Here is a 26,967-nt window from a genome sequence, read left to right as displayed (position 1 = left end):
TTTAGTTTGTTTTAATAAAGTTTGTAGTTAATTTTTTGGAAGAATTTAAATAGACGAGTGTATAGGTTCCTGTTGCAAGATTTGTAATATTAAAAGTAGTTTGAGTACTCCCAGTCTCTAAAATCGACTGGTTTAATAGCTTTCCATCTATGCTATAAATAAATATAATAGATGTAGAAACAACTTTGGGATAATTTATCCAGAGGATATTTTGAGCCGGATTAGGAAAAACTTTTAATTCCTCTATATGCAATTTATTAACAGCTAAAATATTGCTATATAATTTTTCGCCGTTAGTTTTATTGATTTTTAACCTGTAATAATTAGGTTCTGATAAGTTTGGATAATCTGTAATGCTGTATTTTTTACTATCGCCAGAATAAATTCCTTTTATATAATTAAAATCCCCACTATCTGATTTCCTTTCTAAATCAAACCATTTAATAGTATTGGTTTCTCCTATCTCCCAACTCAATATAACCATACCAGTAGAAATGCTTGGTTTTGAAGCACTAAATGAAATTAATTCTTGAAATAAAACAGATTGCTCTGTACTAGGAACTTCAACTACATTACTGTAAAAAACAACTCCAGAATTATCAATTCTTTTGCTCCCAATTTTATAATATACTGCTGATGTTGTAGCATTATCATCTAAAAAAGAATAATTGGTGCTATTAATATTGGCATCTACATTCTTAATCTTTGTGAAAGTAACATTGTCATATGATCTATAAAGACCTAGATTAAACTGATCTTTAGCCCAATTAATATTAAAAGAGATACTAGCAGAATCTGTGTTTACTCGAATACCTGACAGATTGGTAAAAGAGACCTGCGTATCTGGAGAAGGAATGTTATTGATATAATTTTCTAATAAAGTATATCCATCTAAATCAAAAGAATTTCTATTTAAAGAGGTAGAATCAACGCCCCCTCCATTTCTCATAGCTTCCCACCAATCTGGTAGTCCATCACCATCCGTATCTTTGGCATAAGTAGTACTGCTTAATGTTGGCCAACCTCCAACAGTTGTTTGACTATTTATGATTCCAGATGGACTAACCATACCCGATACATTAAAACTCGCATCTGCATAAGTTGCTATGCCAGTAGTAGTTTCTTTAATAATTCTTCTATCAACAGTATCTCTTCTTGGTAATGTGGCACCCCCATTATTTAATACAGAATTGTAAGCATCTGTTGCAGTTTGGGTAATTATTGGAGTAATGTAAAATGGACTGGTTACTTTAATGGAATCAATTGGTATTGGAGCATCTATTTCAACACCTAACCAATTATTCGCAGTTACGTCAGCAAAACCATTCACATAATTACCAGTAATAAAAAACTTCCCATGCTGAATAGTGGTATTGTTACTATAATCTAATATCTTCTTTTTTCTAAAAGTAGCAGCTGTGGCAGGACCACTTTTGTAATAATTGTTCACCATATTCTGATGTCCGCCAATACCACCATAAGTACTACCATACCAGTTAAAAACCACATTATTTCTAAAATCAACGTATTCTAGCTCTGGCTGCCCGCTATTTTGACTTCCTGAAAAACGCGGATTTCTGTTATAATGACTAGCTATCAGATTATGGTGGAAAGAGGCATTTTGGCCGCCCCATATTCCTCCATAACCATGTGGTGTAGGTTTTGGATGTGTCGCTAAATAAAGACTTTCACTTAAAATACTCCATTGTAATGTGAAATTAGAAATGGCATAAAAAGAGCCTGTTTCATCTGTAGACCAACTTAATGAACAATGATCAACAATAATGTTTTTATAAGGATTAGTTATTGGCGAGCCAAAATTATTATACATCGCATCCACCAATTTAGATGAATCGCGGGGGTCAGTTATTACATCTCCAGGTCTTGACCTAAGAAATCTTACAATCACATGATTAGCTCGTATTCCTAAACCATAATTTGCCAAACAAATTCCATCTCCTGGAGCAGTTTGCCCAGCTATAGTAATATTATCATGCTGAATGCTAATAGTACTATCTAAATATATAGTGCCTGATACTTTAAAAAGAACGGTGCGATTTCCAGCGCTTACCGCATCTCTTAAACTTCCCGCTCCAGAATTATTTAAATTAGTTACATAATAAATACTCCCACCTCTGCCTCCTAATGCATTTTTTCCACCCCCTTCTGCACTTGGAAAAGCTATTTGTTGTGAAACTTCAGTATCCATTTTAATAGAAACATTTTTAGATACTAAATACTTATTTGCTATTTCACCATTTGTCCATGGATAGATCCGAATATAAAGCGACTGCCCAATAGGCACTGTAATATTTAAATTACTGAATTTATGGTTAACTGGTACAGTGCCTGATGCCAAAGCAAGCTCATTAACTAAGGAGGTAAAGCTGGTTGTATCAACTGCGTAAGCAATTTTTGCTTTGGCATTAGACGCAGAATTAAAACTTAGCGGAACATTAATTTCACTCACCCGCATTTGATTAGGGGCGGTTGGTGAAACCTTATACTGTATATATCTGTTAATATTTGGTACAGACTCGTTTGGCCAGGTATTGCCTGTAGCAATTATACGCTGACCGCCATTACTAGAGAGATAGTTATTTATTGTTAAATTTTTTAGAAACTGTGAACTGGCATAAATATTACCAACTGTTGTAGCCATTTGATTTGCTATTAGGGGCCAAGTTACATTGGCAGCGGGGAATGTTTTGCCTGAAATTTTAATGGCTTTAGTTATCAAATATTTACCAGCAACTAGTCCCGTTGTCCAGGGATAGATTCTTAAATAAAGGGTATCAGCTTCTTGAACGTTTATATTAAGACTATTAAACGTATAAACAGTTGGTGTAGATGATGAATTAAGCGTAATGGTGCTACTAATTTGGGTGAAATTTACTTTATCTGTTGACCAAGATAAAATCGCCCTTCCTGTACCAGAGCCATTAAAACTAAGAGATGCATTTATTGAACTGATATTAAGCACATTGCCACTGGTAGGTTTTACAGTATATTGCAAATACCTGCTAGCATCTAAATTGCTTTGGGCTGGCCAAGAACCGCTTGTAGGTATTGTTCTGATACCTCCAGAAATATAATCCTGAATATTTAATCCCGCCAAAGCCTGGCTTAAAGCAGTTATATTCCCACTTACCGAAGCATTCTGATTAGCTGTTAATGCCCAATTGGCTTCTGCAACAGTTTGTGCTGATAAAAATTTTGTTATGAAGCAACACCAAACTGTAAATACGAGTAGTTTTTTAATCATAATTGCTATTTAAAATATTTATATTCTATTTTTAAGGAAGTAATTATTTAAACTTTCAAGAGTTTATATTCTGATTTTATATTTTTTGACCTTTTCTCTAGTATCCATAATCTTGTTTTAATTTTGGATTTGAATCAATGGCTGATTGCGGTAATGGTAATAATTCGTTTTTGTTAGGTTGAAATAATTGAGCTACATTGGTAATAAAGACATCAGTAAGAGATATTATCCAATTTACCCTAGTAAAACCAACCGGGGCAACAATAGGGGTGGGTTTGTATAAAGAACCCGCGATAACTACCGTTGATAAGGATGGTTTATAATAAATATATTGGGGAAGATTATTATATGGTGCCTGTCTCAACCTCATTTTTGTAAGATTGGCCCTAGTTTCTAAAATCTTTTGATTTATTAAATTCCATCTGATTAAATCATATTTTCTAATCCCTTCTCCTCCAAACTCAAAAAATCTCTCATTTACTAAAGCTTTAAAAAAGCCATCTTTAGTTGTTGGCGTAACCCCAATTAAAGATACATTTCCACCAAAAGCTCTTTTCCTGATTTCCTCAAATGCAGTTATTGCTTTAGCTGTTGGACCATTATTAATTACATTCTCTGCCTCGGCAAACATTAATAATACATCTGAAAACCTAATTAATGGCCAGTTAATACCCGTAGCTTGTATGGAAGAACTTAAGCGTGGCGTGATCCAATCAGATCTAAACTTGCCACTAGTCATGTTAACTAAAGTTTGAACATTTTTATAATATTCTGGGGAATTATAATAGGGGGCTGTAGTAACATCCCTTCTTGTGTCAAGCGAATCAAAAGCATAAAAATATGTTGGAACTATTCTAATCTGTCCGTTTCCGAGTAAAGCTGTATTACCAGGTACATAAAACCGTGGACCATCGTAATATCCAATATTACTATCTGTTTCTCTTGCCATTGCTACTTCAAACATTACTTCTCCGTAAGGATCAATTTTATAAGAATCTATACCTTCCTTGAAAACGGCCTGAATATTAGGATTAAGTGTATGTTGATCCCTGTGGTCCATCAAGTCCGCACATTCATCTCTTACAATTTTATAGTACTTTAAAGAATCTGGTCTGCGTTCCATTATTCGAGAATCTCTTCTTAAAGAATAACCGGCTCTATATAATGCAATCCTTGCCCTTAAAGCTTTAGCAGCACCTTTTGTTATTCTTTCATCAGATGGGACAGTTGTTCTCCAAGGTAATAATTCAGAAGCAACAGCTAAATCATCTAATATTTTATCATAAATACTATCTCTATCAGTTTTTTCAAGGAAAACATTATCTAAATCTATTGCTGGTTTAAAAGGAGCTGGAATATCTCCCCAGTTTCTAACTAATTCTAAGTAAAATTGAGCTCTTAGGGTCAATGACTCTCCATAAAGTCTTTTTAGGCTTGTTTGTTGTTGAGTGGTTCCATTCTTATATAATTCCATAGAAGGAATATTTTTAATGCAAATATTTGCCCGTTCAACACCAGCATAAAGTTGCTCAAAGGGTAAGGTTAATTGTGCATTTGAGGGTTGAAGGTTATACCTCGAAAAATCTCTAGAACTATTATCTGGACTAGTCCCATTTAAAACTCCTACCATTTCGTCCGAATCGTAAGGATAAATTAAACTTAATCTGCTTCCATATGCTTGAAGGCCAGCTAGACGATCGTAAGCACCTAAAACTGCGCTTGTTGCGTTAGGAACGTTACTAAAAACATAGTTTTCATCAAAAGCTGAAGGAGGTGCTAAATTCAAGTATTTCTCACACGAAGCAATTCCTAAAATACCACTCAAAGCAATAATTATATATAGCAATCTTTTTTTCATGATAATAAGTTTTATAATGATAAATTAAGTCCAACAATAAAAGTTTTATTTCTTGGATAAGCGGAATAATCTACGCCTGGAGTAACTGGAACACTTCTTCTAGTATTAACTTCTGGATCATAACCAGAATATCCGGTGATTACTGCAAGATTATTTACTGTTCCATAAAGACGCATCTTGTTAATCCCTATATGCTTCACTATTTTGGTTGGTAGTGTATAACCAAAAGTGATGTTGTTAATCCTTAAAAAAGATCCATCTTCTATAGCCCAAGATGTTGGAAACCATGCACCTACTCCGCTAATTGGAATCCAGGTTGAAGCATCTTTATTAATTGAATTTAATACATCTGGTGCTGCACCTGTAACAACCTGTTGTCCCCCAACAGTTATTAGTTGTTGAACAAGGTTTCCATTTTGATCGATAGTTTTCCATCTATTATTTACAATACTTAAAGAATTTGTGTAACTACTATATCCGTTAGTAAATTCAATTTTATTTGCATTGTAAACATCATTTCCAAAAACAAAATTTACGAAAACACTCATATCAAAATTTTTATATACAAACTGCTGATTTAGACCACCAATAAATTTAGGATTAGCATTACCTATTATTGTTTTATCGTTTTCATTTATAATATTATTTCCATCTAAATCTTTTAATTTCATCCATCCTGGTTGAGGGGTGCCAATCACTCCTGCGGCATTGGGCACATTAGCTTTAAGAGTATATATAGAAGTAGCGGGGTCATAGTTAAAATCATCTGTTTTATAAAAGCCATCATTAACATAACCATACATTGTACCTACAGGCTCTCCTACTTTTACAATATAATCTGCAGGTTGTCCTGAAATTCCAAATCCAGAATTCTCAAAATAAGAAGATTGATTATTAGCCAATTTCTCAATCTTATTTCTATTAAATGAGATGTTAAATGTATTATTCCAACTAAAATTTTTCTTATTTATAGTTACTGCACTTAATTGAAACTCTAAACCTTTATTCGATGTATTTCCAATATTTTGAAGTTGAGTATTATAACCTGTAGTAGATGGAATTGGAACGTTAATCAATAAGTTATTTACCTTGTTTTTATAGGCATCAACAGTTAACTGAACTTTATCTTTCCATAATGAAATATCTAATCCGATGTTTTTAGAAATAGTGGTTTCCCAAACTAAATTTTTATTCGCCAAATTTGCTGCTGCATAAGCCGGGATTATTTGTTCATTTAATGCATAACGAGCGCTTGCTGTATAGATGTTTTGATATAAATAGTCTGATATTCTGTCATTTCCTGCAGAGCCATAACTGAGTCTCAATTTTAAATCAGAAATAATAGGAATATCTTCTAGAAATTTTTCTTCAGAGATTCGCCAGGCAAAGGCACCAGATGGAAAATAACCCCATCTATTTTCCTCAGAAAACCTTGAAGAAGCATCTGCTCTTAAACTTAGGCTGGCAAGGTACTTCTGATTAAATGAATAATTTGATCTTCCAAAGAAAGATACTGTCTTAGACTCTGCTTTATTCGTTATAGGATAGCCAGGGAATATGGTTCCTAAATTCAACTGACCTAAAGCTTTCTCAGAGGAAATATTTGCTGGAAAATATCTTAGTTGGTTATCTTCTGTATTGCTAGTTATATTATATAGCTCATTTCCCAGTAAAATATCTAGTTTATGTTTCTTAGATTTAGTAAAATTATAGGTTAGTACATTTGAGTTCAATAATGTGTTTAAATCTGTTTGCAACACTCCCACAATTGGTAAATTTGCTCCCACTATTCTTGCTCTAGAGGTAATACCGTCTTCAAAGTTTTCTAGAAGTTGATTGTTATAATTTATACCTAAAGTACTTCTAAAAGAAAAATGCTTGTCAAATTTGTAATTTGCATAGCCATTCAAATTAATGACCCTAGCAGACCTGTTTCTAAATAAGGCATTACTTAATTGGATAGGATTTATAATCCCAATTGCATTACCTGTATTAGTATCTGAATAATATTGCTCATCATCCTCATCCAAACTTATTCCTCCTGCCTCAAGCGGTCTAAATTTAATAGTGTGCCTAAGTGTGTTTAATGTAGATGAACCATCATTTGAGGTTCCTGAACCACCAATATCTTGATCACTAAATCGAACATTAAAACCCGCCTTCAAACCCTCACTTACTTGTGTATCGAATCTAAAATTTACTAGTTTGCGCTTTAAACTAGAATTTATCATTATTCCGTCTTCATTGTTACTTGTTAAACTTAAATTATATTGACTTATCTTATTCCCTCCGTTAATACCAAAATTATGGGTTTGCATAAAGGCATCATTACCAAAAGTTTGCTCTTGCCAATCAATAAAAGGAACATTTTTATATTGTTCTATATCTGCCCAGGTTCCATATCGGGTCTGAAAACTAGATTCTGTATTTGTTAATCCTCTAGATTTTTCATATTGTCTTACCACGTATTCATAAGGATTCATTACATCAAGCTTTTTTGAAAGACTTTTTATCCCTAAGATATTACTGTAAGTAACCTGAGGCTTTGCATCTTTACCTCCTTTAGTAGTTATGATAATAACACCATTTGCTCCCCTTGCTCCATAAATTGAGGTTGAAGAGGCGTCTTTTAGAACATCAATTGACTCAATATCTTGTGGAGAAATATTATTCAATCCATCTTCTACTTGAATTCCATCAATGATATACAAAGGCGAATTATCTTGAGTAATAGAACCGCCACCCCTAATCTTTATTTGTACTTCTGCTCCAGGAGCTCCCTCAGAACTTGTAACTTGCACACCCGCCAGTCTACCTGTCAACGCTTCAGCTGCAGAGCTTAATGGAATATCTTTCAACTGCTTAGCATTTATGGAAGATACAGCCCCTGTTAAATCTTTACGACCAATGGTAGCGTAACCGATAGCAACTACCTCTTTCAATTGCAGTGCATCTTCAATTAAACTGAAATTCACAATAGTTTTATTAGCTACGCTAATTTCTGCTGCTATAAAACCTATATATCTAGCGATTAAAATGGTTTTAGAAACATCTTTAGTTGGGATACTTAAAGTATAATTACCTTTATCATCAGTTATCGTACCTTTTGTAGTCCCTTTTATACCTACACTTGCTCCAATTAATGGTTGTTTATCAAGATTGCTAATTACACTTCCTTTTATGATTATATTTTGAGCTAAAAGATTAGAATGATTAAACAATAAAAACAGGATAAATAGTTTAAGTAATTTTCTCATCATAATAGTATGTTAATTTTTAGTACTTAAGAGTTTAATATTCATTTTATGAGACCTAACAATCATTAATACATTTGAAAAATGATTTAATTTCACTAATTCGCTAAAACAAGGTTACATTTTTCTGACGACGAAATGATTTAATTGCTATGAAAAATTAATGGTAGCGTTCTCGAAACTTTTATCGAGAACGCTACCATTAAAAAAAACACTACAAAAGCTGATTTAAAAGCTTTTAAAAAGTATTTTAGTACTTACATTTTTAAACCTTAATTATTTAAACTAATGACAAAAAGAAAGATTCTATTCATTATTCCCATTATAGTTATAATAATGGCTTTTAAAAATAGTGATAAAAAAACCATCTATTCAATTGGAGATTCTACTATGTATAATGCGTCTACTGAAAATAATTATCCAGGAAGAGGATGGATGCAAATGATTAATATTTTTTTCAATGACCAAACCGTAATAAATAATCTAGCAGCTAGCGGAAGAAGTTCTAAATCTTATAGAGATGAAGGTTTATGGAATAAAGCGATAACTCGTATTAAAGCTGATGATTATGTATTTATACAATTTGGCCATAATGACGAAAAACCTGATTCTTTAAGGCATACAGACCCGCAAACATCTTTTAAAGAAAATATTAAAAATTATGTGAGTGAGGTATTATCAAAAGGAGCTCATCCAATTTTGTTTACTTCGATTGCAAGAAGAACTTTTGATTCAAATGGGAAATTAAAAGATACCCATTCTGAATATGTTTCTGTCATTAGAGATTTGGCTAAAGAGATGAATATACCATTAGTTGATTTAAATAAAACTACAACTCAAATGATTGAGAAATATGGTCCAGAAGAATCTAAAAAATTATTTTTATATGTGCAACCTGGTGTAACATCAAAATTACCAGATGGAAAGAAAGACGACACTCATCTATGTGAGTTTGGTGCTACTAAAGTCGCAGAATTGGCAGTTGAAGGTTTAAAGGAAATCAATTCTCCGCTTGTCAAAAATCTATTAAAATAAAATTATGACTCGATTTAAAATATTTTTTTTGTTTTCAATTGCCACACTTATAAGTGCTTTTACATTAAATAACAAGAAAATAACTATTCATTCTATAGGAGATTCTACCATGTGTGATTTTCCGGAAAGTTACCTCTCTAAATTTGGAGGACCCAATTATCCAATTAGAGGATGGATGCAAATGATGGGAGAATTTGTTACTAATGATGTCATTATCGATAATGCAGCAAGGAGCGGGAGAAGTACAAAAAGTTTTAGAGATGATGGGTTTTGGGTAGAGGTTTTGAACAAAATTAACCCTGGAGATTATGTATTTATTATGTTTGGTGGAAACGATCAGAAAACAGACTCAGTAAGATTTGCGGCACCAAGAAGTTCTTATAGAGAAAATTTAATACGATATATCAAAGAATCTCAAGAAAAAGGAGCTATTCCTATTTTATTTACTTCTATAGTGAAAAGGAAATTTGACAAACAGGGTAAATTAATTGACACCTATGGCGACTATGTTGTAGTAGCAAGGGAAGTTGCCAAAGAAATGAATATTCCTTTAATAGATCTTTATGCAAAAACTTGGAAATTGGTAGAAGATTCTGGTCCAGAAGAATCGAAAAAACTATTTTTGTATATAGAACCGGGTAAGTTTACAAAATTGCCAGATGGAAAGAAAGATGACAGTCACTTATGTGTAGAAGGGGCTAGAAAAGTAGCACAATTAGCTGCAGAAGGAATCAAAGAACAGAAATTAGCTATTGCTAATTATTTCAAGTAAAGATCATTTTATTTTACCACAGATTTTCTATAAATTAGTTTCCAAGCTACCGCATTCGCATTTGAAAATTTTCATAAGAAAATAGGTAGTTAATATCTATTTCTTATGAAACTAGTTTACTTCAAACTCCGCAACCCCTTCAACTTTTCGCCTCATAGATTTGAACTAGGAAGGCCGTTTACTTTTTATAAATCACATGCTGACAACTTCTTCTTTCTAAAACTTTATGAACTGAATGAAAATGAATATCCAGCATTCTATCAATATCATTTAGAATACTTTTTAAAAGAAAATGCAGGTGAAGAAAAAGATTTTTTCAGCTATGTTTACGATGACAACCATTAGAATCAACTATTATAAACACCAAACTCCTTTTGGTTCACGGCATGTTTTAAACAAAGAATCATTAAGAAAATGTAATCAATTTTTGGGATTCCTTCACACTATAGACCGATGGAACCACTCTAAATCCTTAGAGATTCTACTAGCTGAAAAAGAAGAACAGGTTCAAAATTTAAGGATAAAAATAGAAGCGTTGGAATCTCAAATCAAGGAGTTGAACCAATATGAATCTGCTGAAAAAATCAGTATCACGGAAGGGAAATTAGCCACTGTTATCGACCTTTTCAAGCAACTACAGGAACTGACTTTACCTGATAACAAAAAGCTTTTCCGCTCACAAACACAGAGCTCATGGTATAAAATGCTCTCGAAATATTTCCTACATGGAGAGAAAGAAATCCCAATAAATACAGCCAGAAATTATTTTCCTGCTACCAAAAACACCAAACTCATCAAAGGTTCAGAGGTTGCTGATGATGATAAGATTTTCCAAATCATTCCAAACAAGAAATAAAAAACAGAAACATCCCCTGTTCACTCACCACACATGACCAAACGCCTCCGTTGGTCATTCAAAACCCTTCTTTCCTATTGACTTTTGTATCGTTATCCAGAAGAAAGGTTTAGCATATATTAAGCTTCATTACTTTCTTCTGGTATCTGTTCATCTAAAAACATATTACCTATGTCAGTAGAAATCATCACCAAAGAAGATTTAGTTTTGTTCAAATCCGAACTCATCTCAGAGATCGCTAAATTGGTCAAATCTAATAGCCCGTCCCAATCTAAGCAATGGCTCAAGAGTACAGAAGTAAGAAAGCTTCTGAACATCTCCCCCGGAACTTTACAGAATCTTCGAATAAACGGAACACTCCGATACACAAAAATCGGAGGAACGATGTATTACAAATCGGCAGATATTGATTCACTTTTGGAAGGAGGCAACAATGCATAGTTTAACTCAATTTCTGATTCCTATTACTCAGGACAACCGTCTTCAGCCTTCCCACCTTTGTCTTTACATCTCCATGTTCTCCCTTTGGGAGCGGAGCAGGTTCAGTACCCCTTTTCGGGTATCTCGAAGGCAACTAATGAAACTCAGCAAAATCAAATCAACAGCCACGTACCACAAATGCATTCGTGAACTGGTGTCCTTTGGCTATATAGATTATGAACCTTCTTATGACCATTTTAAAGGAAGTCAGATTGTAATTAATGATAGTCTTTTAAACACTGATTTTTAAGAAATCTTTTTTGCCGGTTTACAGGTAGCCAGCTATGTTTTGGTTGCACCAAAACGCCGGTTTTCCTTCATCCCTTAATTGCATTTTAGGGATGAAGGAAAAGATTTTCTCATGCTATCGCATTCAAAAATTTTAAGACAATGATAAGCTTATGGAAGAGGATAAAAGAAATAAGGGAGGACGTCCGAGAAAGAAAATTAAAAAGGAATGCTATATCACTATCAAATGCACTTTGTATGAAAAAAAGGTAATCGAAGGCAAGGCAAAATCTATCCAATTGAACACTTCGGAATATTTAAGGGAACTGGGACTTACGGGAAAAATCAATCAACAGAACAAAGCCCTAAGTAAAGAAATACTATCCATGACAGGGACGCTCAATCACTTGGCGGCAAACCTGAACCAGATAGCAAAAAAAAGGAACAGTGAGGAACAGCTCAATCCGGTAGAAAGAGCATTCCTGAATGTTCAGTCCCGCGAATTAAACGGACTGGCAATCTTGATTAAAAATAAACTGAAATGATAGGTCATGTCTCCAAAGGGAAATCAGCTTACCATTGTATCAGTTATTGTCTGGAAGATAAAAGGGAACTGACCAAGGAGCAGAAAGAGAAGCTGTCAGAGGAGGAAAAACTCCAGCATCAGAATCGGGCGGAGGTGCTTTTTTACAACCAGTGCTTTGGCAACAAAAAGGAATTGGCGAGCCAGTTTAGGGATGTTCAGAAACTGAGCAGGAGGTGCGAGAAGCCGGTGTTGCATCTTTCGCTCCGTTTAGCTCCCGGAGAAAACCTGAGCAAAACTCAACTTTCCGAGATTGGAAGAGCAGTCGCCGAGGAGTTTGGAGTAGGCGACCATCAATACATCTGCGTCCTCCACAAGGACACGAAAGAAAAACATATCCATATCGCAGCCAACCGGGTCGGCTTTGATGGCAAGGCAGCAAAAGATGGGAACAGCTACAAAAGGATGTCGGCTTTGTGTAGAAAGCTGGAGAAACAATATGGTTTACAGGAAGTGTTGAGTCCGAGGGCTTTTCTCCCACCTAGCGAAAGAAGAATTCCAAGGAATGACAGCAGAAAGGAAAGTTTAAAAAGTAACATCAGAAATTCGTTGGAGAAATCAGTGAGTTACCCAGAATTTGAGAAGCAGATGAATGCTCTGGGTTATCAGATTATCAAGGGACGTGGAATTTTCTTTTGTTGATGATAAGAAAGTGAAAACAAAAGGAAGCGAGGTGGGATTCTCATTGGCAAAGATTGAAAAGGTACTGGAACTGAAAAGACAGCTAATTCAAGAGCAATCGGGAACATGGAAAACACAGAAAGATAGAATTAATTTCCATGAATTTGAAAAGCCTGGACATCAACATAAAACTGAGGACCAAATACATCTAATCGGAAACATTAAAGAACAAATTCAAACTTTATTATTTGATTTAACAAGAGTGGAATATAGATCAAACGGAATAAATAATGAATTCAAAATCAAGCGTAAGAAAAAGTATAAACGTAAGGGATGGTCACGTTAAATTTTGAGTGGAAGAAAAGGATTGTTTTTAAAAGCTCGTGAAATAGTTAGAAATTATAACTTCTTCTATTTCCTAATCTGTTACAAACTAAATAAAGATAAACGAATTTGTTATCTTTATTAATACGAATTAAGGAGATAGACAAGCCCAATGAAAGAGCGTAAAATGCAGATGGTCGCCAATAAAGTGAAAATGGAAGATGAGGATTCCTTAGATGTGCAATTTTGGTTGAGTCAACCTGCCTCAGCTAGAATAGCTGAATTGACGAGATTGAGGCATGAGTATTATATTTGGCTTATTGGCGAATTTCCAAGCCAGATGGAGAAAACAGTCATGCGGAGAAAAATATGATTTTCGAACAGGATTTTGTAGATTTTGTGCAGTTGTTGAATGACCATAACGTTAAATATATGGTTGTGGGAGCTCACGCCCTTTCCCTGCATGGAAGACCTAGGCATACGGGTGACTTGGATATATGGATAAAACCAGATGAAGAGAATGCTTCAAAAATGGTCAAGGTGATCAACGATTTTGGATTTGGCGCACTTGGACTTAAAAAGGAAGATTTTCTACAGGAAAATTATGTAACACAACTCGGTTACGCACCTTTACGTATTGATATACTCAATTCGATATCGGGAGTAGATTTTGACGAAGCTTATTTACAAAAACTGGAAACCGAGGTGGATGATTTGAAAATTGCTTTCATTAGCGCCAATGATTTTATCAAGAACAAGCAAGCCACTGGCAGGGCAAAAGATTTAGGAGATATTGAAAGCTTGCAAAAGAAGGAAGAAAAAACTGCGAAGAAACGGTCACGAAAGCTTGGTGGACTTTGATAACCACCAGCTCAAAGGTGGTTTAAATCACGTTAGGGTATTTTTTAAATCAACTAGTTATATAATTTAGAAAGAATAGTTCTGGTTCCAGAGGTAAGTGTAAAATTCCTCAATTCGCGAATCGCGAATTGAGGAATGATTTGTCACTATTTACTGGCGAGCTTCCCTCTTAATGCCAACATATCGTTACTCACTTTGATATCTAAGATTTTAGCATAATGCTGAGTAGTCTTAATATTGGTATGACCTAGCATTTTTGAAACCGTTTCTATTGGCACTCCATTGCTCAGGGTTACGGTTGTAGCAAAAGTATGTCTGGCAATGTGAAATGTTAATATCTTAGTTATACCACAAAGGTCGGCTATCTCTTTTAAATAAGCATTCATTTTTTGATTGCTCAATACAGGTAACAATGTGCCTTCCGTTTCGCAATGCGGATGATTCTTATATTTATTTAAGATTTCAACGGCAATCTCTAATAAAGGAACTCTTGTTGAAGTATCCGTCTTTTTTCTTTTTGTGAAAATCCAAAAACCTCCATCTATACCTAATCCAATTTCCTGTCTCCTCAATTTTTTAATGTCGGCATAAGCTAAGCCAGTATAACAGCAGAATAAAAAAATATCCTTGACCTGAGCCAATCTTTCAATGGTGAACTGTTTTTCATAAATATTGGTAAGTTCATTCTGACTTAAATAAACTCTCTCACCGGCTTTTGCTTTGGATTTATAATTGGCAAATGGATTTTTAGGTATCCAGTCATGAGCAATACAACTGTTAACTATCTTTTTAAGATTCTTAATATATTTTGCCGCTGAAACCAAACTTATTCTACAGGAACTTCTTAAATAAAATTCAAAATCCACAATAAATTCGTGATCCAATTTGCTAATAGGAAGGTCATCATTATTGTAATTGAGTTTAATAAATGAGCATAGATGTTTGACAGTGGTTTTGTACCCTTTTAAAGTGTTGGGTTCAAAACCATTTCCCAAAAGTGCTTCCACTTTTCTATTATGTTCTTCAAAAATCTCCAACAGCATTTTAGATTTTTCTCTTTTCCCAGAAATGGCACATCTTAAAAACTCAACAGTAACATCTTTTCCGCTTTCAACAAGCACTTGATGGGCGATGTTCAATTTGGTGTGCAAACTATCCAAATAGGCATTCAATAGTCTAACGTCCTCTTTATTGCCTTTACTTCTTCCGCTATGAGAATTCCAGTGTGAAGGTAAACAGGTACGTCCTATAGAAATTTCTGACCTCTTGCCATCAACACTAATTCTTAAATAAATAGGCATTGGACCAGACAAATAAGATTTTGGCTTTTTAAGATAAAAAAGCACTTGAAAACTAGTTAGCATAATAACTCAATTTTAAAGGTTAACAAATATACATTTGTAGCCATTTCCAATCAAGATGTTTAGTGAACGAACATGCTGTAAATCAGTATGTTGCTATGCTTCTGGTGAGTACTTATTTTCAATGCCGATGACTCACTGATTACTCACCAGAATAGTGGTAAAAGTTGAATATTTTGGCATATTCATTAAACGAAAAAAGCCTGCAATCATTTGATTTGCAGGCTTTTAAGCATTTTTGATATTGTTCTAAGTAGCCCGTAGGGGAATCGAACCCCTGTTTCTAGAATGAAAATCTAACGTCCTAACCCCTAGACGAACGGGCCATAAAAAAAGAGTTGTCTTTCAAACTCCTTTAGGTAGCGGGGACAGGACTCGAACCTATGACCTTCGGGTTATGAGCCCGACGAGCTACCAACTGCTCCACCCCGCACTATATTTTGTTATTGTTTTTCAATTTTAAGAAGAAAACACTTGCTGAATTCATCTTTTGTTGCCTTTTCAGAAATAAATGATTTCCCTGAATTGGACTGCAAAGATATAATTCGTTTCTTTGTACTCCAAATAAAATTTAAAAAAAATTTAATGGCACATAAAGCAGGTTTTGTAAGTATTATTGGTAAGCCAAACGCAGGGAAATCAACCCTTATGAATCAGTTAGTTGGCGAAAAAATGGCCATCATTACTCCAAAAGCTCAAACTACACGTCACCGCATTTTGGGTATCGTGAATGAAGAAAATTACCAAATTGTTTTCTCTGATACTCCTGGAATCATCAAACCAGCCTACAAATTACAAGAAAACATGATGAGTTTTGTGGATAGCTCTTTAGTTGATGCAGACATATTGATTTTTGTTACTGATATTAATGAAAAGCAAGATGAAGAGGATGTATTGGAAAAGCTTAAAAAGACTACTGCAAAAGTTTTAGTGGTAATTAATAAAATAGACGAATCGCAAAATAATTTAATTGAAGAAAAGATAATCTATTGGAAAGAAAAATTAAATCCTGAAGGTATAGTTGGCGTATCTGCTCTGCATGATTATAACTTACAACCCATCATGTCTTTCATATTAGAAAATTTGCCAGAGCACCCTGCTTATTATGAAAAAGACGAACTGACTGATAGAAGCCAAAGGTTTTTTGTTTCTGAAATGATTAGAGAGAAGATTTTTAAATTTTATAAAAAGGAAATTCCATATAGCACAGAAATTATTGTTACTGCTTTTAAAGAAGATAAAAAAATTATTAAAATCTCCGCCGAAATTATTGTAGAGCGTGATTCTCAAAAGAATATAATTATTGGAGCTGGTGGTATTATGTTGAAAAAAGTTGGTACTTACGCCCGCGAAGACATGGAGACTTTTTTACAGAAAAAGGTTTTTCTAGAGATGTTTGTAAAGGTCATTCCTGATTGGAGAAACCGTGATAATTATTTAAAGAATTTTGGGTACAGCGAGTAATTATAAGTTGGTTAAGTGGGTAAAAAGATAGTTACTTAAAAACTAGCTAATTCGCTATGAATTAAATCTTTACAAAGCTCAATCTCTTTACTCACTTCTTTATATAATTTTTTAAGCTCATTATTATCTGCCTTTTCTAACCATTCTATTTGTCTAGCCATTGCTGATAATATCTCTAATCCGGTACCAGCTGCAGTACCATACAATTTATGACCTAATGCTTTAATAGCCATTAAATTAGGATTGGGATCTGAAATTAGCTTTTTAAAGTTGTCATCTGCACTTTGTATTTCTTTAATGGTAAGATTTAAAACAATTTTTATGGTGTCTGTATCATTACCCATAAAATCTCTTACCTTATCTCTATTAAAGCGAACTGGTATTTCTTTTTGAATTGGGGAAGATGGTATAGCTTCTTTATTAATTAACCATTTAGAGAATAAATCATTTAAATCTTTTTCTACAAAGGGCTTTGCCACAAAATCGTCCATACCAATTGCCAGGCATTTTTCTTTTTCTCCTAAAATGTTCCCTGCTGTTAAGGCGATAATAGGTGTTCGGGTTTGTTTTTCTTCTATGATACGGATATTTTGAGTTGCTTCATAGCCATTCATTTCCGGCATTTGCAAATCCATTAAAATCAAATCAAACTTTATCAATTTATATTGATTAACTGCTTCTAAGCCATTATTAACCTCATATACTATAGCATTAGGTAAAATCCTTTCTATTACTGTTTTTGCTAAAAGCTTATTTACTATATTATCCTCGGCAACTAAAATTTTATATAATTGATTGTTTAAATTATTAGAAGTTTCACCTTGTTTAATTTCAGGTTCATGTGGTTTGTTGATCTTTGTTAATTTGTTAAACAAATCCTGCATTTTTATCGGTTTAACCATCCTAATCCTTACCCCATTTTTTTCACAGATATTAATTATTTTTTCATCATCAGAAGAACTATGCAGTAACATAATGGGTTGTTCTTCTGCATTGATGTTAAAATTATTTCTGATTTTTTCTATGGTTTCTAAACCATCCATAAATGGCATATGATAATCCATTAAAATCACATCATAACCTTTCCCTTCGGTTAATAACTGCAAAGCTTCTAATCCGTTTTTTGCTTCTGTAACTTTAATGTTTTTTAATAATAACATTTGTCTTAGAATGATCCGGTTATTTTCATTATCATCAACAACTAAAACATTTTTGATATGCGAAAGATCGCTGGTTGAAAGTGAATTCCCTTCCTCGGCTTTAAGCCTAATCTTGAAATAAAAAGTGCTTCCCTGCCCTACTCTGCTTTTTAATTGAAGCTTACTGCCCATTAAGCCCAAAAGCTTATTAGAAATAGTGAGGCCTAAGCCTGTACCTCCATATTTTTTGGTGGTTGAGGCGTCTTCTTGAGAGAAAGCCTCAAATATTTTATTTTGTTTATCAGATTGTATTCCGATACCTGTATCTCTTACTTCAAAATGAAAGTCTATCTCGCTATCATTTATATTACTATCTGCATATATTTTAAGTTCAATCTCTCCAGATTCAGTAAACTTGACAGCATTGCCTAATAAGTTTACCAAAACTTGCTTTAAACGGATATTGTCTATAAAAACAAACCTGGGCAGCTTTGGATCTATGTTTAAGAGAACTTCTAATCCTTTATTTTGAGCTTGGTAAGTAATGATATCTGAAGCTTGACTACTCAATTCAAAAAGATCAGACTTTTCTATGTCTAACTCTAGTTTGCCTGCTTCAATTTTAGAGAAATCTAAAATATCGTTAATAATAACCAGCAAAGAATTTGCAGATTGGTTTACAATATTAAGGTATTGCTGCTGAGTTTGATTAAGCGTGGTTTTTAAAACCAAATCAGTAAAACCGATAACGCCATTTAACGGTGTCCGTATTTCATGGCTCATACTGGCTAAAAATTCTGACTTAGCGCTATTTGCTTGATCGGCTATTAATTTGGCCTTTTTTAAATCGCTTCTATGTAAATAATTTTCATTAATATCCTGGAAAGTACCATAAATTCGCACACATTTTCCTTTTATGAATTCTGTTTTCCCAATAGAACGTATCCAAATATACTTTCCTTTTTTAGTTTTAATCTGTAATTCTAGATCAAAAGGGATTCCCAAATCTTTAGCTTCATTAAAAGCATTTAATATAATTTCTTGATGTTCTTTAGTGTAAAATGAAATTCCAGACTCCAGGGAAGGAATAAAATCTTCCTCAACCTCATGAATTTCTTTTGTAACGTTAGACCAATAAATATTTTGGCTGACCATATCTGCTTCCCACGCTCCAATTTTTGCTACCTCATTTGTTGTCTCCAACATCTCTTTTGTTCGCTTTAAATCTGCTTCTAACTGGTGTCTTTCTGTAATATCAACAGCGTTGCCAATTACATATTTATCGCCATTAGCATCCGTTTCTAAAACATTATTAAATAACCATGTTAATACATTCCCTTTTTTATGTTTAGTGTACATTAAACCTTGCATTTTACCTTGCGTTACAATACCTTCAAGATACATTTGCAAAGCTTGCTTCCTTGATTCAGGAACAACTTCATGTAAAAAATGGCCAACTAATTCTTCAGTCTCATAACCCAGGCTTTTTGCTCCTGCAGAATTAATGGTCAAAATTTTACCGGCTAAGTTATGGGTGCACATAAATCCGGATGAATTTTCAAAAAATGCCCTAAGTCTAGCTTCAGAACGTTCTATTAAAATCTCTTTTTCTTTTTCTGTGGTAATATCGCGGGCAATTGCAAAAAACAATTGACTAGAAGGTTCTGGCGTTGCTGCCCATTGTAATATTTTATAACTATCGTCTTTACCTTTTAATCTGTTAGTAAAAACAACGGTCTTATTTCCTTTAGCTAAACTTTGTAATTTATTTTTGGTTGCTGATAAATCATCTGGATGAATAAAATCATAGATAGAACGATTTAAAATATAATCTTCTTGATATGATAATAGCTTCCCAAAAGCAGGATTAACATTTCGGAAAATGCCATCATAATCAAAAACACATATAATATCTTTAGATATTTTAAAAAGTTCGTTAAAATTTTCTGTTTCTTGAACTTTTCTTTGCTGGGCAATTAAATCTACTACCGCATCTCCCAAGATTTTTAAAGCTTCTTTTTGATGATCATCTAGTTTCCGAGGAACCCTATCAATAACGCAAATTGTCCCTAAATTATAACCATTAGAATCTTTTAAAGGATAACCTGCATAAAATTTAATATTAGGGTCTGAAGTAACTAAGGGATTGTTTTTAAAACGAAAATCTTTAGTGGCATCTTGCACCTCCATAATATCTTGCCCTAAAATAGAATGATGGCAAAAAGCGATGTCTCTTGGGGTTTGATTTACATCTAAACCTACTTTAGATTTAAACCATTGCCTATCCTCATCAATTAAAGAAACTAAAGAAATTGGGGTGTTACAAATGATGGATGCGAGTTTAGTAAATCTATCAAATGTTTCTTTTGGGAGGGTATCTAAAATTTGATAGCTTTTTAAAGCTGCTAATCTTTTTTCTTCTAAAGAAGATTCTGGACCTGTCTGCATCTTAATAAATAATGAGGAATTAACCGATATTTAAAGCTTAAAACAATAATAGCTGCTTAAATATGGGAAACCTAAAAATTACATATTTAGAAACTTTAATTATGAAAACGAAGGATATCTTAAAAAATTATTGATTAACTGAACCACAAAATTAACTTCCTTTTTTATTTTCGAAAAATAAATATTTATTAAAATTGGATCAAACTCTGGTTCACTTTCAAACTTTCTGGCAATATTACTTAATTCTATTAGGCCAACAGAAGATGATGTACCAATTAATTTATGTGCGGTTGATTTTATTCCATTTAAATTATTTGTAAAAATATAATCTTCAAATGTTTTTAGAGAAACTTCTAGTTCTATTAAAACCATATTTAGTATTTCTTTGGCTGTTTCTATATCCTGACCTAGATATCGAAACATACGGTCTGTATTGAAATGCTTTTTTTTATTGAGACTATCTAAGCTGGTTGAAATCATATCTTCACAATTTATTAATGCTCATACGATAAAGTAAATGTTTGGTTACCTAAATATTAAATTAAAAATTCTATCGTAATAAAATTTTTAATAATTTATTAAAGAAAATATAACCTAATTAAAAGTTTTCCGTACAAGATTTCATGGCAGTTGTGCTGATTGCCAAAAGGAAGATTTTAACTTAAATTGTAAAATTGGGTTTATTAATCTTTTCTAAGTTTTATTGTGTAAAATGCCCGATCTCAGAACGTGAGAACGGGCATTTTTATTTTTACCTTATAGCACTCAATTCCTCTTTTGTATATTTATATACCAAGCTTAGCTAAATTTTATCGTTTTAAAAATGATAATGTTTTCATTTGCTAATGTGTTATCCTACATAAAAAGATAAATTTATAAATGAACAGCATAAATAATAAAGGGTATAGCTTTCAGTTGATAGTAATTAACACTGTATTTTGGGTATTATTAATCCTTCCTTCTTTTTTGTTTAGGTATAATGGCCCATCAAGTAATTTTTCTGATTATTATATTTACAGGTCGCTAATTAATAATACCATACTGGCGATTATATTCTATGCTAATGCATATTATTTTTTCCCTTCAATTCTAAAAAAGAAAGGTGTTCTAATTTATCTATTGGTGATTGCATTATCATTAATAATAGTTTGGTTCTTATCAAAATATGTAGATCAACAACTGTTTCCAATTAAAAGGAAATGGGGAAGACCGTTTTTCGCCAATTTTATATCTTATATTTTTATTATAGTTACCAGTTGTAGCTACCGGATTATTATCGATAATTTAAAATCCAGAAAGTTAAACAAGGATAAGGAAACAGAAAACCTTAAAACTGAGTTGAGCTTTTTAAGATCGCAGATAAGTCCTCATTTTATGTTTAATGTGCTTAATAACCTGGTTTCTTTGGCTCGTAAAAAAAGTGATAAAATGGAGCCGGCATTGATACAATTAAGTAATTTATTGAGATATATGCTGTATGAGGGAAATCAAGGTAAAATTAACTTATCTCAAGAATTAAAATATTTAAACGGTTATATAGATCTTCAAAAATTAAGATTTGGAGATGATGTAATCATTATATTTACGGTAGAAGGCAACATTGAGAATTTTGATTTAGAACCTATGTTATTGATTCCGTTTGTAGAAAATGCTTTTAAACATGGCATGGGATCTTTAGAAAACCCAACTATCAAAATCAAACTTACAGCGGTAGATAAAACATTAAATTTTTTAGTTGAGAATGATATTGCAGACATCAGCGAAAGTAAAGACGATAGTTCTGGGATTGGTTTAATTAATGTAAAGCGAAGATTAGACTTACTTTATGAAAACAATTATAAGTTAACCATATCAAACCAAGATGGTAAATATATTGTTAATCTTAAATTAGATGCAAATGATTAATTGCTTAGTAATTGACGACGAGAAACTGGCTCGTGAGTTAATGGAGGACAATATAAATCAGGTTCCTTTTTTAAATTTAAAAGGCTTGTGCAAAAACGGTATTGGAGCATTAGAAATCATCAAAAATGAAAAAATCGACCTGATATTTTTAGACATACAAATGCCGGGAATAAGCGGTTTACAATTATTAAAAACATTGGCTAAACCACCAATGGTAATTTTGGTTACAGCTTATGAAAAATATGCATTAGATGGTTTTGATTTAGATGTTCTAGATTATTTATTAAAACCTGTCCCTTTTGATAGGTTTCTAAAAGCGGCAAATAAGGCATATGATCTTTATAACTTAACCTATCAGAATGAAAATTCTCAAAACATCAAAAATGATTATCTTTTTGTTAATGAAGATTATGCCAATATCAAGATAAAAATAGAAGATATAGAATACATTGAAGCTTTAAAGGATTATATAAAAATTTATTTATTAGGAAATGATAAGCCAATTATTACCCGCTTAAGTATGCGATATCTAGAAGAGAAATTGCCTGTAAATGATTTTTTAAGAATTCATAAATCTTTTATTGTATCCCTAAACCACATGATTGCTTTTAAACGAAATCATGTTATACTTCCCAACAAAGAAATTTCTGTTTCTGATCATTATAGAGATTCATTAATACAACATATCAATAATAAAAATCTATAATCTAATCTCTATATAAAAGCCTTTCAGCTACAAATATGATGGTTAGGTATAAAACAATCTTAATTAATCAATAAACACGCTATCATTACATTCTAAATTAATACAAAATGAAAATTTTATCCTTTTATATTTCACTTCTATCTGTTTTATTGTTTACTACCAATCTAATGGCACAAGATGTTATTGAAATACCAACCTCTAATGCAACCATAAAAATTGATGGTAAACTTTTAGAGTTCTCAGATTCCTTAGTCAATTACGATAAAACAACTAAACTTAATTACGCCTTTACTCATGATCAAAACAATCTTTATGTTTTTTTGAAAGCGAATAAGCAAATGGAAGGAAATAAAATTATGGCGGGTGGTGTAAGCGTTTCTGTAAATGCAACAGGGAAGAAAAAAGCCGTTTCAGCTATTACCTTTCCAATTGTAGACCGCACAGCTATGATGGCTGAAATGAGAAACCGCGGTAATAGAAATAGCGAAAATACTACTCAAAAAACACCTGAAGAAAGAGCGAAAGAAAGAACCGAAATTAGACAAAAAACTCTGACTGGTTTAAAAGAAATTAAGGTTACTGGTTTTAGCGATATTACAGTAGAAAGTATTTCTATCTATAATACTTATGGTATTAAAACAGGTATTAATTATAATGATAAGAACGCATTGATTTATGAGTTAGCCGTTCCATTAAAATTAGTTGGCTTAGATGCTGCTAATGCAAATGAATTTGCGATTAATATTAAACTCAATGGAATTGAAATGCCCGAAATGGGTGGCGGAGGCGGTGGCTTTGGCGGAGGAATGGGTGGAGATGGAGTTAGAAGCAGCAGTGGTGGTAGCGGTAATTTTGGTGGTGGAGCTAGAACTGGGGCTCAGGGTGGTTCTGATTACATGTCCTTATTTTCTCCAACTGATTTCTGGGTTAAAGCTAAATTAGTTAAGTAACATTTTGGCTAACTGAATATTATGTTAAAACAAATATTCAGTTTTGCAATAATCAATCATAAAATATTTAAAAAAATAATAATGAAAAAAATATACTTACTTCTAATTTGCCTTTTGGCTTTACAAGGATTAAAGGCACAAACAAAATTAGAAGTTAGCGGAGTTGTTAAAGATTCTTTGGATAATCCTGTTATTAGCGCAGCTGTTAAATTAGTTTCCGTAAAAGACACTACATCTGCAATAACCAATTTAGATGGGATTTTCGTTTTCAATAACATAAAATCATCTGAGTTTGTAATAACGATAACTGCATTGGGATATCAACCCATAAAAAGAAGATATTTAAATGATGCAAAAGCTACAAGAATTGTTTTAGACCCAATTATTCTAAAGAATGATAGCAGGGTTTTAAATGAGGTTGTAGTAAACGGAACGCCAGACGTAACCGTAAAAGAAGATACTTTAGAATACCGAGCAGGAGCATATAAACTTAAAGAGAATGCTTTAGCAGAAGATTTATTAAAAAAATTACCTGGAATTGAAGTAGATAGAGATGGCAATGTAACTGCACAAGGTAAAGCAATTACAAAAATCCGTATTAACGGAAAAGATTTTTTTGGTGGTGATGTAAAAACTGCAACTCAACAATTACCTGCAGACGTGATTGAAAAAGTTCAAATTATAGATGATTACGGTGATCAGGCAAATATTACCGGTGTTAAAGATGGTGATCCTGATAAAATATTAAACTTTACCATCAGAAAAGATAAAAACAAAGGATATTTAGCAAGGGGAGTTGTTGGTGGCGGAGATAAAGAACGTTATCAAGGTTCTGTTTTTGCAGCTTCTTTTGATAATGATCAACAATTAGCCGTTTTAGGGAATTTTAATAATACCAATGCAAATGTTTTCAGCTTAACACAAGGAGCAACAGGTGGCGGTGGCAGTGGCAGAAGAGGCGGAGGTAATTTTGGAGGCGGCGGCGGAGGTAATGATGGTTTAACCAATGTAAATTCAATAGGTTTTAACTACCGGGACGTATGGGGACCAAAAATTACAGCTTATGGCAGTTATAGCTTTGCGAATAGAGATAACAATACAAATAGTACCAATCTAAATACTTTACTAGGTGGTGGTGTGGTTTTAAATAACAATACTTTAGATAATTCAGAAACTAAAAATAATACACACAGGTTCAACTTTAACCTAGAATACAAAATTGATAGTTTAAATTATTTAAAATTAACACCAAATCTTTCATTTGGAACAAATAATTCTGGTTACATTTCAAATTTTACTAACCAAAGTCCTAATACAAACACCTACGGAAATTCTTTAAATAATTCTGAAAATTCTAATCCTAATTACGGGGTGGAATTTTTATACAACCATAGATTTGGTGCACAGGCGAGAAATTTATCTTTTGAGGGATCTTTCAATTCTACTAGCACTAACCTAGACCAGGATTATTTATATAATGTATACAATACTCAAACAACTCAGTTAGAAAAATATCAAAATCAAATCATCAATGGCGATAATAAAAATGATAACGTAAGATTGCGCTTGTCATATACAGAGCCTTTAACCAAGACTAAAAATTTAGAATTTAACTATGCTTATGGTTTTGCGAGGGCAGATAATGATAGACGAGTATTTAATAGTAACATATTTGGACAAGATCCAATATTTGATACAAACCAAAGTAATCAATATGTTTCTGATTATATTACTAACCGATTTGGAGCAAATTATCGTGTAAACGAAAAAAAATATAATTACAGTTTAGGTTTTGCGGTACAACCTGCAACATTAACGGGCACAAATAATCCTGATAGGATAGTTACCAATATTTTTCCAAATGCAAGATTTAGTTATAAATTTTCCAGAACCAGGGAGTTAAGTTTCAATTATAACGGAAGGTCAAATCAGCCTAGCTATAATCAGCTACAACCAATTATCGATAAATCTAACGCACAATATTATGTAACCGGTAACAGCAACTTATTGCCAGAATTTACCAATAGCGCAAGCATTCGTTACAACAATTTTGATTTTGCCAGTGGCAATGTATTATTCACTAATTTATCTTATAATTTCACTAACGATAAAATTGTAACAAGCGTTACCAATTATCCTGTAGCTAATGATCGTACCGTATTACAAAATACCACTTATGTAAATGCCGATGGTTATTATACCTTAAATGGTTTTTACGCGTTTTCTAAGCCTTTTTCAGATAAAAAATATGTTGTTAGATTAAGAGGATCTGCTTTTTATAACAATAACATATCATTTGTAGATAATGTCTCTAATACAGGTAAAAACTTAATTATAAGCCAAAGATTAGGAATTCAAATTAACCCTACAGAATGGTTTGATGTTGAACCTTCTGCAACCTATACTTATAATAGAAACAATAATACCATTAATACTAGAGCCAATTCTGAAGTTAATTCTTATTCAACCAGTTTAGATTCTAAAATATATTTCTTAAAGAGTTGGATTTGGGGAACTACTTTAGATAAAACATTTAATAGCGGTTTTAATAGCATTAGCACTAACCCATTTATTATCAATACTTATTTAGAAAAGCAATTTTTTAAGGGTAAAAAGGGGAGCTTAAAATTACAAGCATTTGATTTATTAGACCAAAGCACCAGTCTTTCTTATACGGCTACAAGTACTTCAACCATTTTATCTCAAAGCAACAGATTATCAAGATATTTTATGCTAAGCTTTACTTTCAATATATCAAAATTTGCTGGCGGCAACACAACGGTACCAGATAATATTGGTGGCGAAAGAAGAGAATTTAGAAGAGATTAAAAAATAATATTTGGGCGTTACATCATTT

The 26,967-nt window shown here is 32.8% G+C and carries 22 protein-coding genes and 2 tRNA genes; 15 read left to right on the top strand and 9 right to left on the bottom strand.

Going from position 1 to position 26,967, the window contains the following annotated elements:
- Window position 1 precedes the first annotated feature (1 nt).
- The 3 genes from A5893_RS17250 to A5893_RS17240 form a co-directional block, all read right to left on the bottom strand.
- A complete protein-coding gene (locus A5893_RS17250) occupies window positions 2-3,265 on the bottom strand; it encodes a T9SS type A sorting domain-containing protein (protein WP_068823839.1) in 3,264 nt (1,087 codons plus the stop codon).
- A 97-nt stretch (window positions 3,266-3,362) separates the two neighbouring features.
- Window positions 3,363-5,123: a RagB/SusD family nutrient uptake outer membrane protein gene (locus A5893_RS17245; protein WP_068823838.1), complete on the bottom strand. Its 1,761-nt coding sequence runs from the start codon at window positions 5,121-5,123 to the stop codon at window positions 3,363-3,365.
- Between the two features lie 11 nt (window positions 5,124-5,134).
- Window positions 5,135-8,383, bottom strand: a complete 3,249-nt coding sequence (locus A5893_RS17240) for a SusC/RagA family TonB-linked outer membrane protein (RefSeq protein WP_068823837.1) — start codon at window positions 8,381-8,383, stop codon at window positions 5,135-5,137.
- 282 nt (window positions 8,384-8,665) lie between these two features.
- Here A5893_RS17240 and A5893_RS17235 point away from each other — a divergent pair, with 282 nt between their 5' ends.
- From A5893_RS17235 to A5893_RS17225, 4 genes are all read left to right on the top strand, one after another.
- Window positions 8,666-9,412 carry a rhamnogalacturonan acetylesterase gene (locus A5893_RS17235; RefSeq protein ID WP_068823836.1) on the top strand — a complete coding sequence of 249 codons (747 nt, stop codon included), beginning with the start codon at window positions 8,666-8,668 and terminating at the stop codon, window positions 9,410-9,412.
- Window positions 9,413-9,416: 4 nt separating this feature from the next.
- Window positions 9,417-10,184 carry a rhamnogalacturonan acetylesterase gene (locus A5893_RS17230; protein ID WP_068823835.1) on the top strand — a complete coding sequence of 256 codons (768 nt, stop codon included), beginning with the start codon at window positions 9,417-9,419 and terminating at the stop codon, window positions 10,182-10,184.
- A 105-nt stretch (window positions 10,185-10,289) separates the two neighbouring features.
- A complete protein-coding gene (locus tag A5893_RS17760; protein WP_157687594.1) occupies window positions 10,290-10,529 on the top strand; it encodes a hypothetical protein in 240 nt (79 codons plus the stop codon).
- The gene (locus A5893_RS17225; RefSeq protein WP_157687593.1) at window positions 10,516-11,040 is read left to right on the top strand and encodes a hypothetical protein; all 525 of its coding nucleotides are present in this window, start codon (window positions 10,516-10,518) and stop codon (window positions 11,038-11,040) included. The genes A5893_RS17760 and A5893_RS17225 overlap by 14 nt, the downstream gene beginning before the upstream one ends.
- Before the next feature lie 119 nt (window positions 11,041-11,159).
- Here the strand turns inward: A5893_RS17225 and A5893_RS18140 are convergent, their stop codons facing one another.
- On the bottom strand, window positions 11,160-11,357 hold the full coding sequence (locus tag A5893_RS18140; protein WP_232456888.1) for a hypothetical protein: 198 nt from the start codon (window positions 11,355-11,357) through the stop codon (window positions 11,160-11,162).
- Between A5893_RS18140 and A5893_RS17535 the strand changes: the two genes are divergently transcribed.
- From A5893_RS17535 to A5893_RS17200, 6 genes are all read left to right on the top strand, one after another.
- Window positions 11,266-11,481: a helix-turn-helix domain-containing protein gene (locus A5893_RS17535; RefSeq protein ID WP_232456887.1), complete on the top strand. Its 216-nt coding sequence runs from the start codon at window positions 11,266-11,268 to the stop codon at window positions 11,479-11,481. The genes A5893_RS18140 and A5893_RS17535 overlap by 92 nt on opposite strands.
- Before the next feature lie 440 nt (window positions 11,482-11,921).
- On the top strand, window positions 11,922-12,293 hold the full coding sequence (locus tag A5893_RS17220) for a plasmid mobilization protein (RefSeq protein ID WP_068823833.1): 372 nt from the start codon (window positions 11,922-11,924) through the stop codon (window positions 12,291-12,293).
- Window positions 12,290-12,973 (top strand): relaxase/mobilization nuclease domain-containing protein, encoded by a 684-nt coding sequence (locus A5893_RS17215; RefSeq protein WP_068823832.1) that lies wholly within the window; start codon window positions 12,290-12,292, stop codon window positions 12,971-12,973. Before A5893_RS17220 ends, A5893_RS17215 begins: the two co-directional genes overlap by 4 nt.
- Window positions 12,954-13,298, top strand: coding sequence for a hypothetical protein (locus A5893_RS17965; protein WP_068823831.1), 345 nt, complete (start codon window positions 12,954-12,956; stop codon window positions 13,296-13,298). Before A5893_RS17215 ends, A5893_RS17965 begins: the two co-directional genes overlap by 20 nt.
- 150 nt (window positions 13,299-13,448) lie before the next feature.
- Window positions 13,449-13,649 carry a hypothetical protein gene (locus A5893_RS17960; protein WP_198342351.1) on the top strand — a complete coding sequence of 67 codons (201 nt, stop codon included), beginning with the start codon at window positions 13,449-13,451 and terminating at the stop codon, window positions 13,647-13,649.
- A complete protein-coding gene (locus A5893_RS17200) occupies window positions 13,646-14,137 on the top strand; it encodes a nucleotidyltransferase (protein ID WP_068823830.1) in 492 nt (163 codons plus the stop codon). The genes A5893_RS17960 and A5893_RS17200 overlap by 4 nt, the downstream gene beginning before the upstream one ends.
- A 146-nt stretch (window positions 14,138-14,283) precedes the next feature.
- Here A5893_RS17200 and A5893_RS17195 read toward each other — a convergent pair whose 3' ends face one another.
- From A5893_RS17195 to A5893_RS17185, 3 genes are all read right to left on the bottom strand, one after another.
- Complete coding sequence (locus A5893_RS17195; RefSeq protein ID WP_068823829.1) at window positions 14,284-15,501, bottom strand: site-specific integrase; 1,218 nt, start codon at window positions 15,499-15,501, stop codon at window positions 14,284-14,286.
- Between the two features lie 251 nt (window positions 15,502-15,752).
- A tRNA-Glu gene (locus A5893_RS17190) sits at window positions 15,753-15,824 on the bottom strand.
- A gap of 34 nt (window positions 15,825-15,858) precedes the next feature.
- Window positions 15,859-15,931, bottom strand: a tRNA-Met gene (locus A5893_RS17185).
- 152 nt (window positions 15,932-16,083) lie between these two features.
- On the opposite strand from A5893_RS17185, the gene era reads away from it, so the two are divergent.
- The gene (era, locus tag A5893_RS17180; RefSeq protein WP_068823854.1) at window positions 16,084-16,962 is read left to right on the top strand and encodes a GTPase Era; all 879 of its coding nucleotides are present in this window, start codon (window positions 16,084-16,086) and stop codon (window positions 16,960-16,962) included.
- 35 nt (window positions 16,963-16,997) lie between these two features.
- Here era and A5893_RS17175 read toward each other — a convergent pair whose 3' ends face one another.
- Together A5893_RS17175 and A5893_RS17170 are read right to left on the bottom strand one after the other, a co-directional pair.
- Complete coding sequence (locus tag A5893_RS17175) at window positions 16,998-20,549, bottom strand: response regulator (protein WP_068823828.1); 3,552 nt, start codon at window positions 20,547-20,549, stop codon at window positions 16,998-17,000.
- 99 nt (window positions 20,550-20,648) lie between these two features.
- Complete coding sequence (locus A5893_RS17170; protein ID WP_068823827.1) at window positions 20,649-21,029, bottom strand: Hpt domain-containing protein; 381 nt, start codon at window positions 21,027-21,029, stop codon at window positions 20,649-20,651.
- A 399-nt stretch (window positions 21,030-21,428) separates the two neighbouring features.
- Between A5893_RS17170 and A5893_RS17165 the strand changes: the two genes are divergently transcribed.
- The 4 genes from A5893_RS17165 to A5893_RS17150 all read left to right on the top strand — a co-directional run bounded on the left by A5893_RS17165 (window position 21,429) and on the right by A5893_RS17150 (window position 26,939).
- A complete protein-coding gene (locus tag A5893_RS17165) occupies window positions 21,429-22,454 on the top strand; it encodes a sensor histidine kinase (protein ID WP_068823826.1) in 1,026 nt (341 codons plus the stop codon).
- Entirely contained in the window at window positions 22,447-23,160 is a 714-nt protein-coding gene (locus tag A5893_RS17160) for a LytR/AlgR family response regulator transcription factor (RefSeq protein ID WP_068823853.1), read from the top strand. Before A5893_RS17165 ends, A5893_RS17160 begins: the two co-directional genes overlap by 8 nt.
- A gap of 107 nt (window positions 23,161-23,267) precedes the next feature.
- Window positions 23,268-24,110 (top strand): hypothetical protein, encoded by an 843-nt coding sequence (locus A5893_RS17155; RefSeq protein WP_157687592.1) that lies wholly within the window; start codon window positions 23,268-23,270, stop codon window positions 24,108-24,110.
- Window positions 24,111-24,191: 81 nt separating this feature from the next.
- On the top strand, window positions 24,192-26,939 hold the full coding sequence (locus A5893_RS17150) for an outer membrane beta-barrel protein (RefSeq protein WP_082911481.1): 2,748 nt from the start codon (window positions 24,192-24,194) through the stop codon (window positions 26,937-26,939).
- Window positions 26,940-26,967: the final 28 nt, after the last annotated feature.

It is taken from the genome of Pedobacter psychrophilus, from assembly GCF_001652725.1.
In the GTDB taxonomy this organism is placed as follows: Bacteria; Bacteroidota; Bacteroidia; order Sphingobacteriales; family Sphingobacteriaceae; genus Pseudopedobacter; species Pseudopedobacter psychrophilus.
Note: the sequence above shows the minus strand (reverse complement) of the source record. Positions and strands in the feature narration are given on the sequence as shown.

Bases quoted from the DNA above. Each gene is read 5' to 3' on its own strand.
- A5893_RS17250 (WP_068823839.1), bottom strand. From the start codon at position 3,265: ATGATTAAAAAACTACTCGTATTTACAGTTTGGTGTTGCTTCATAACA.
- A5893_RS17245 (WP_068823838.1), bottom strand. From the start codon at position 5,123: ATGAAAAAAAGATTGCTATATATAATTATTGCTTTGAGTGGTATTTTA.
- A5893_RS17240 (WP_068823837.1), bottom strand. From the start codon at position 8,383: ATGATGAGAAAATTACTTAAACTATTTATCCTGTTTTTATTGTTTAAT.
- A5893_RS17235 (WP_068823836.1), top strand. From the start codon at position 8,666: ATGACAAAAAGAAAGATTCTATTCATTATTCCCATTATAGTTATAATA.
- A5893_RS17230 (WP_068823835.1), top strand. From the start codon at position 9,417: ATGACTCGATTTAAAATATTTTTTTTGTTTTCAATTGCCACACTTATA.
- A5893_RS17760 (WP_157687594.1), top strand. From the start codon at position 10,290: ATGAAACTAGTTTACTTCAAACTCCGCAACCCCTTCAACTTTTCGCCT.
- A5893_RS17225 (WP_157687593.1), top strand. From the start codon at position 10,516: ATGACAACCATTAGAATCAACTATTATAAACACCAAACTCCTTTTGGT.
- A5893_RS18140 (WP_232456888.1), bottom strand. From the start codon at position 11,357: ATGTTCAGAAGCTTTCTTACTTCTGTACTCTTGAGCCATTGCTTAGAT.
- A5893_RS17220 (WP_068823833.1), top strand. From the start codon at position 11,922: ATGGAAGAGGATAAAAGAAATAAGGGAGGACGTCCGAGAAAGAAAATT.
- A5893_RS17215 (WP_068823832.1), top strand. From the start codon at position 12,290: ATGATAGGTCATGTCTCCAAAGGGAAATCAGCTTACCATTGTATCAGT.
- A5893_RS17960 (WP_198342351.1), top strand. From the start codon at position 13,449: ATGAAAGAGCGTAAAATGCAGATGGTCGCCAATAAAGTGAAAATGGAA.
- A5893_RS17200 (WP_068823830.1), top strand. From the start codon at position 13,646: ATGATTTTCGAACAGGATTTTGTAGATTTTGTGCAGTTGTTGAATGAC.
- A5893_RS17195 (WP_068823829.1), bottom strand. From the start codon at position 15,501: ATGCTAACTAGTTTTCAAGTGCTTTTTTATCTTAAAAAGCCAAAATCT.
- era (WP_068823854.1), top strand. From the start codon at position 16,084: ATGGCACATAAAGCAGGTTTTGTAAGTATTATTGGTAAGCCAAACGCA.
- A5893_RS17175 (WP_068823828.1), bottom strand. From the start codon at position 20,549: ATGCAGACAGGTCCAGAATCTTCTTTAGAAGAAAAAAGATTAGCAGCT.
- A5893_RS17170 (WP_068823827.1), bottom strand. From the start codon at position 21,029: ATGATTTCAACCAGCTTAGATAGTCTCAATAAAAAAAAGCATTTCAAT.
- A5893_RS17165 (WP_068823826.1), top strand. From the start codon at position 21,429: ATGAACAGCATAAATAATAAAGGGTATAGCTTTCAGTTGATAGTAATT.
- A5893_RS17160 (WP_068823853.1), top strand. From the start codon at position 22,447: ATGATTAATTGCTTAGTAATTGACGACGAGAAACTGGCTCGTGAGTTA.
- A5893_RS17155 (WP_157687592.1), top strand. From the start codon at position 23,268: ATGAAAATTTTATCCTTTTATATTTCACTTCTATCTGTTTTATTGTTT.
- A5893_RS17150 (WP_082911481.1), top strand. From the start codon at position 24,192: ATGAAAAAAATATACTTACTTCTAATTTGCCTTTTGGCTTTACAAGGA.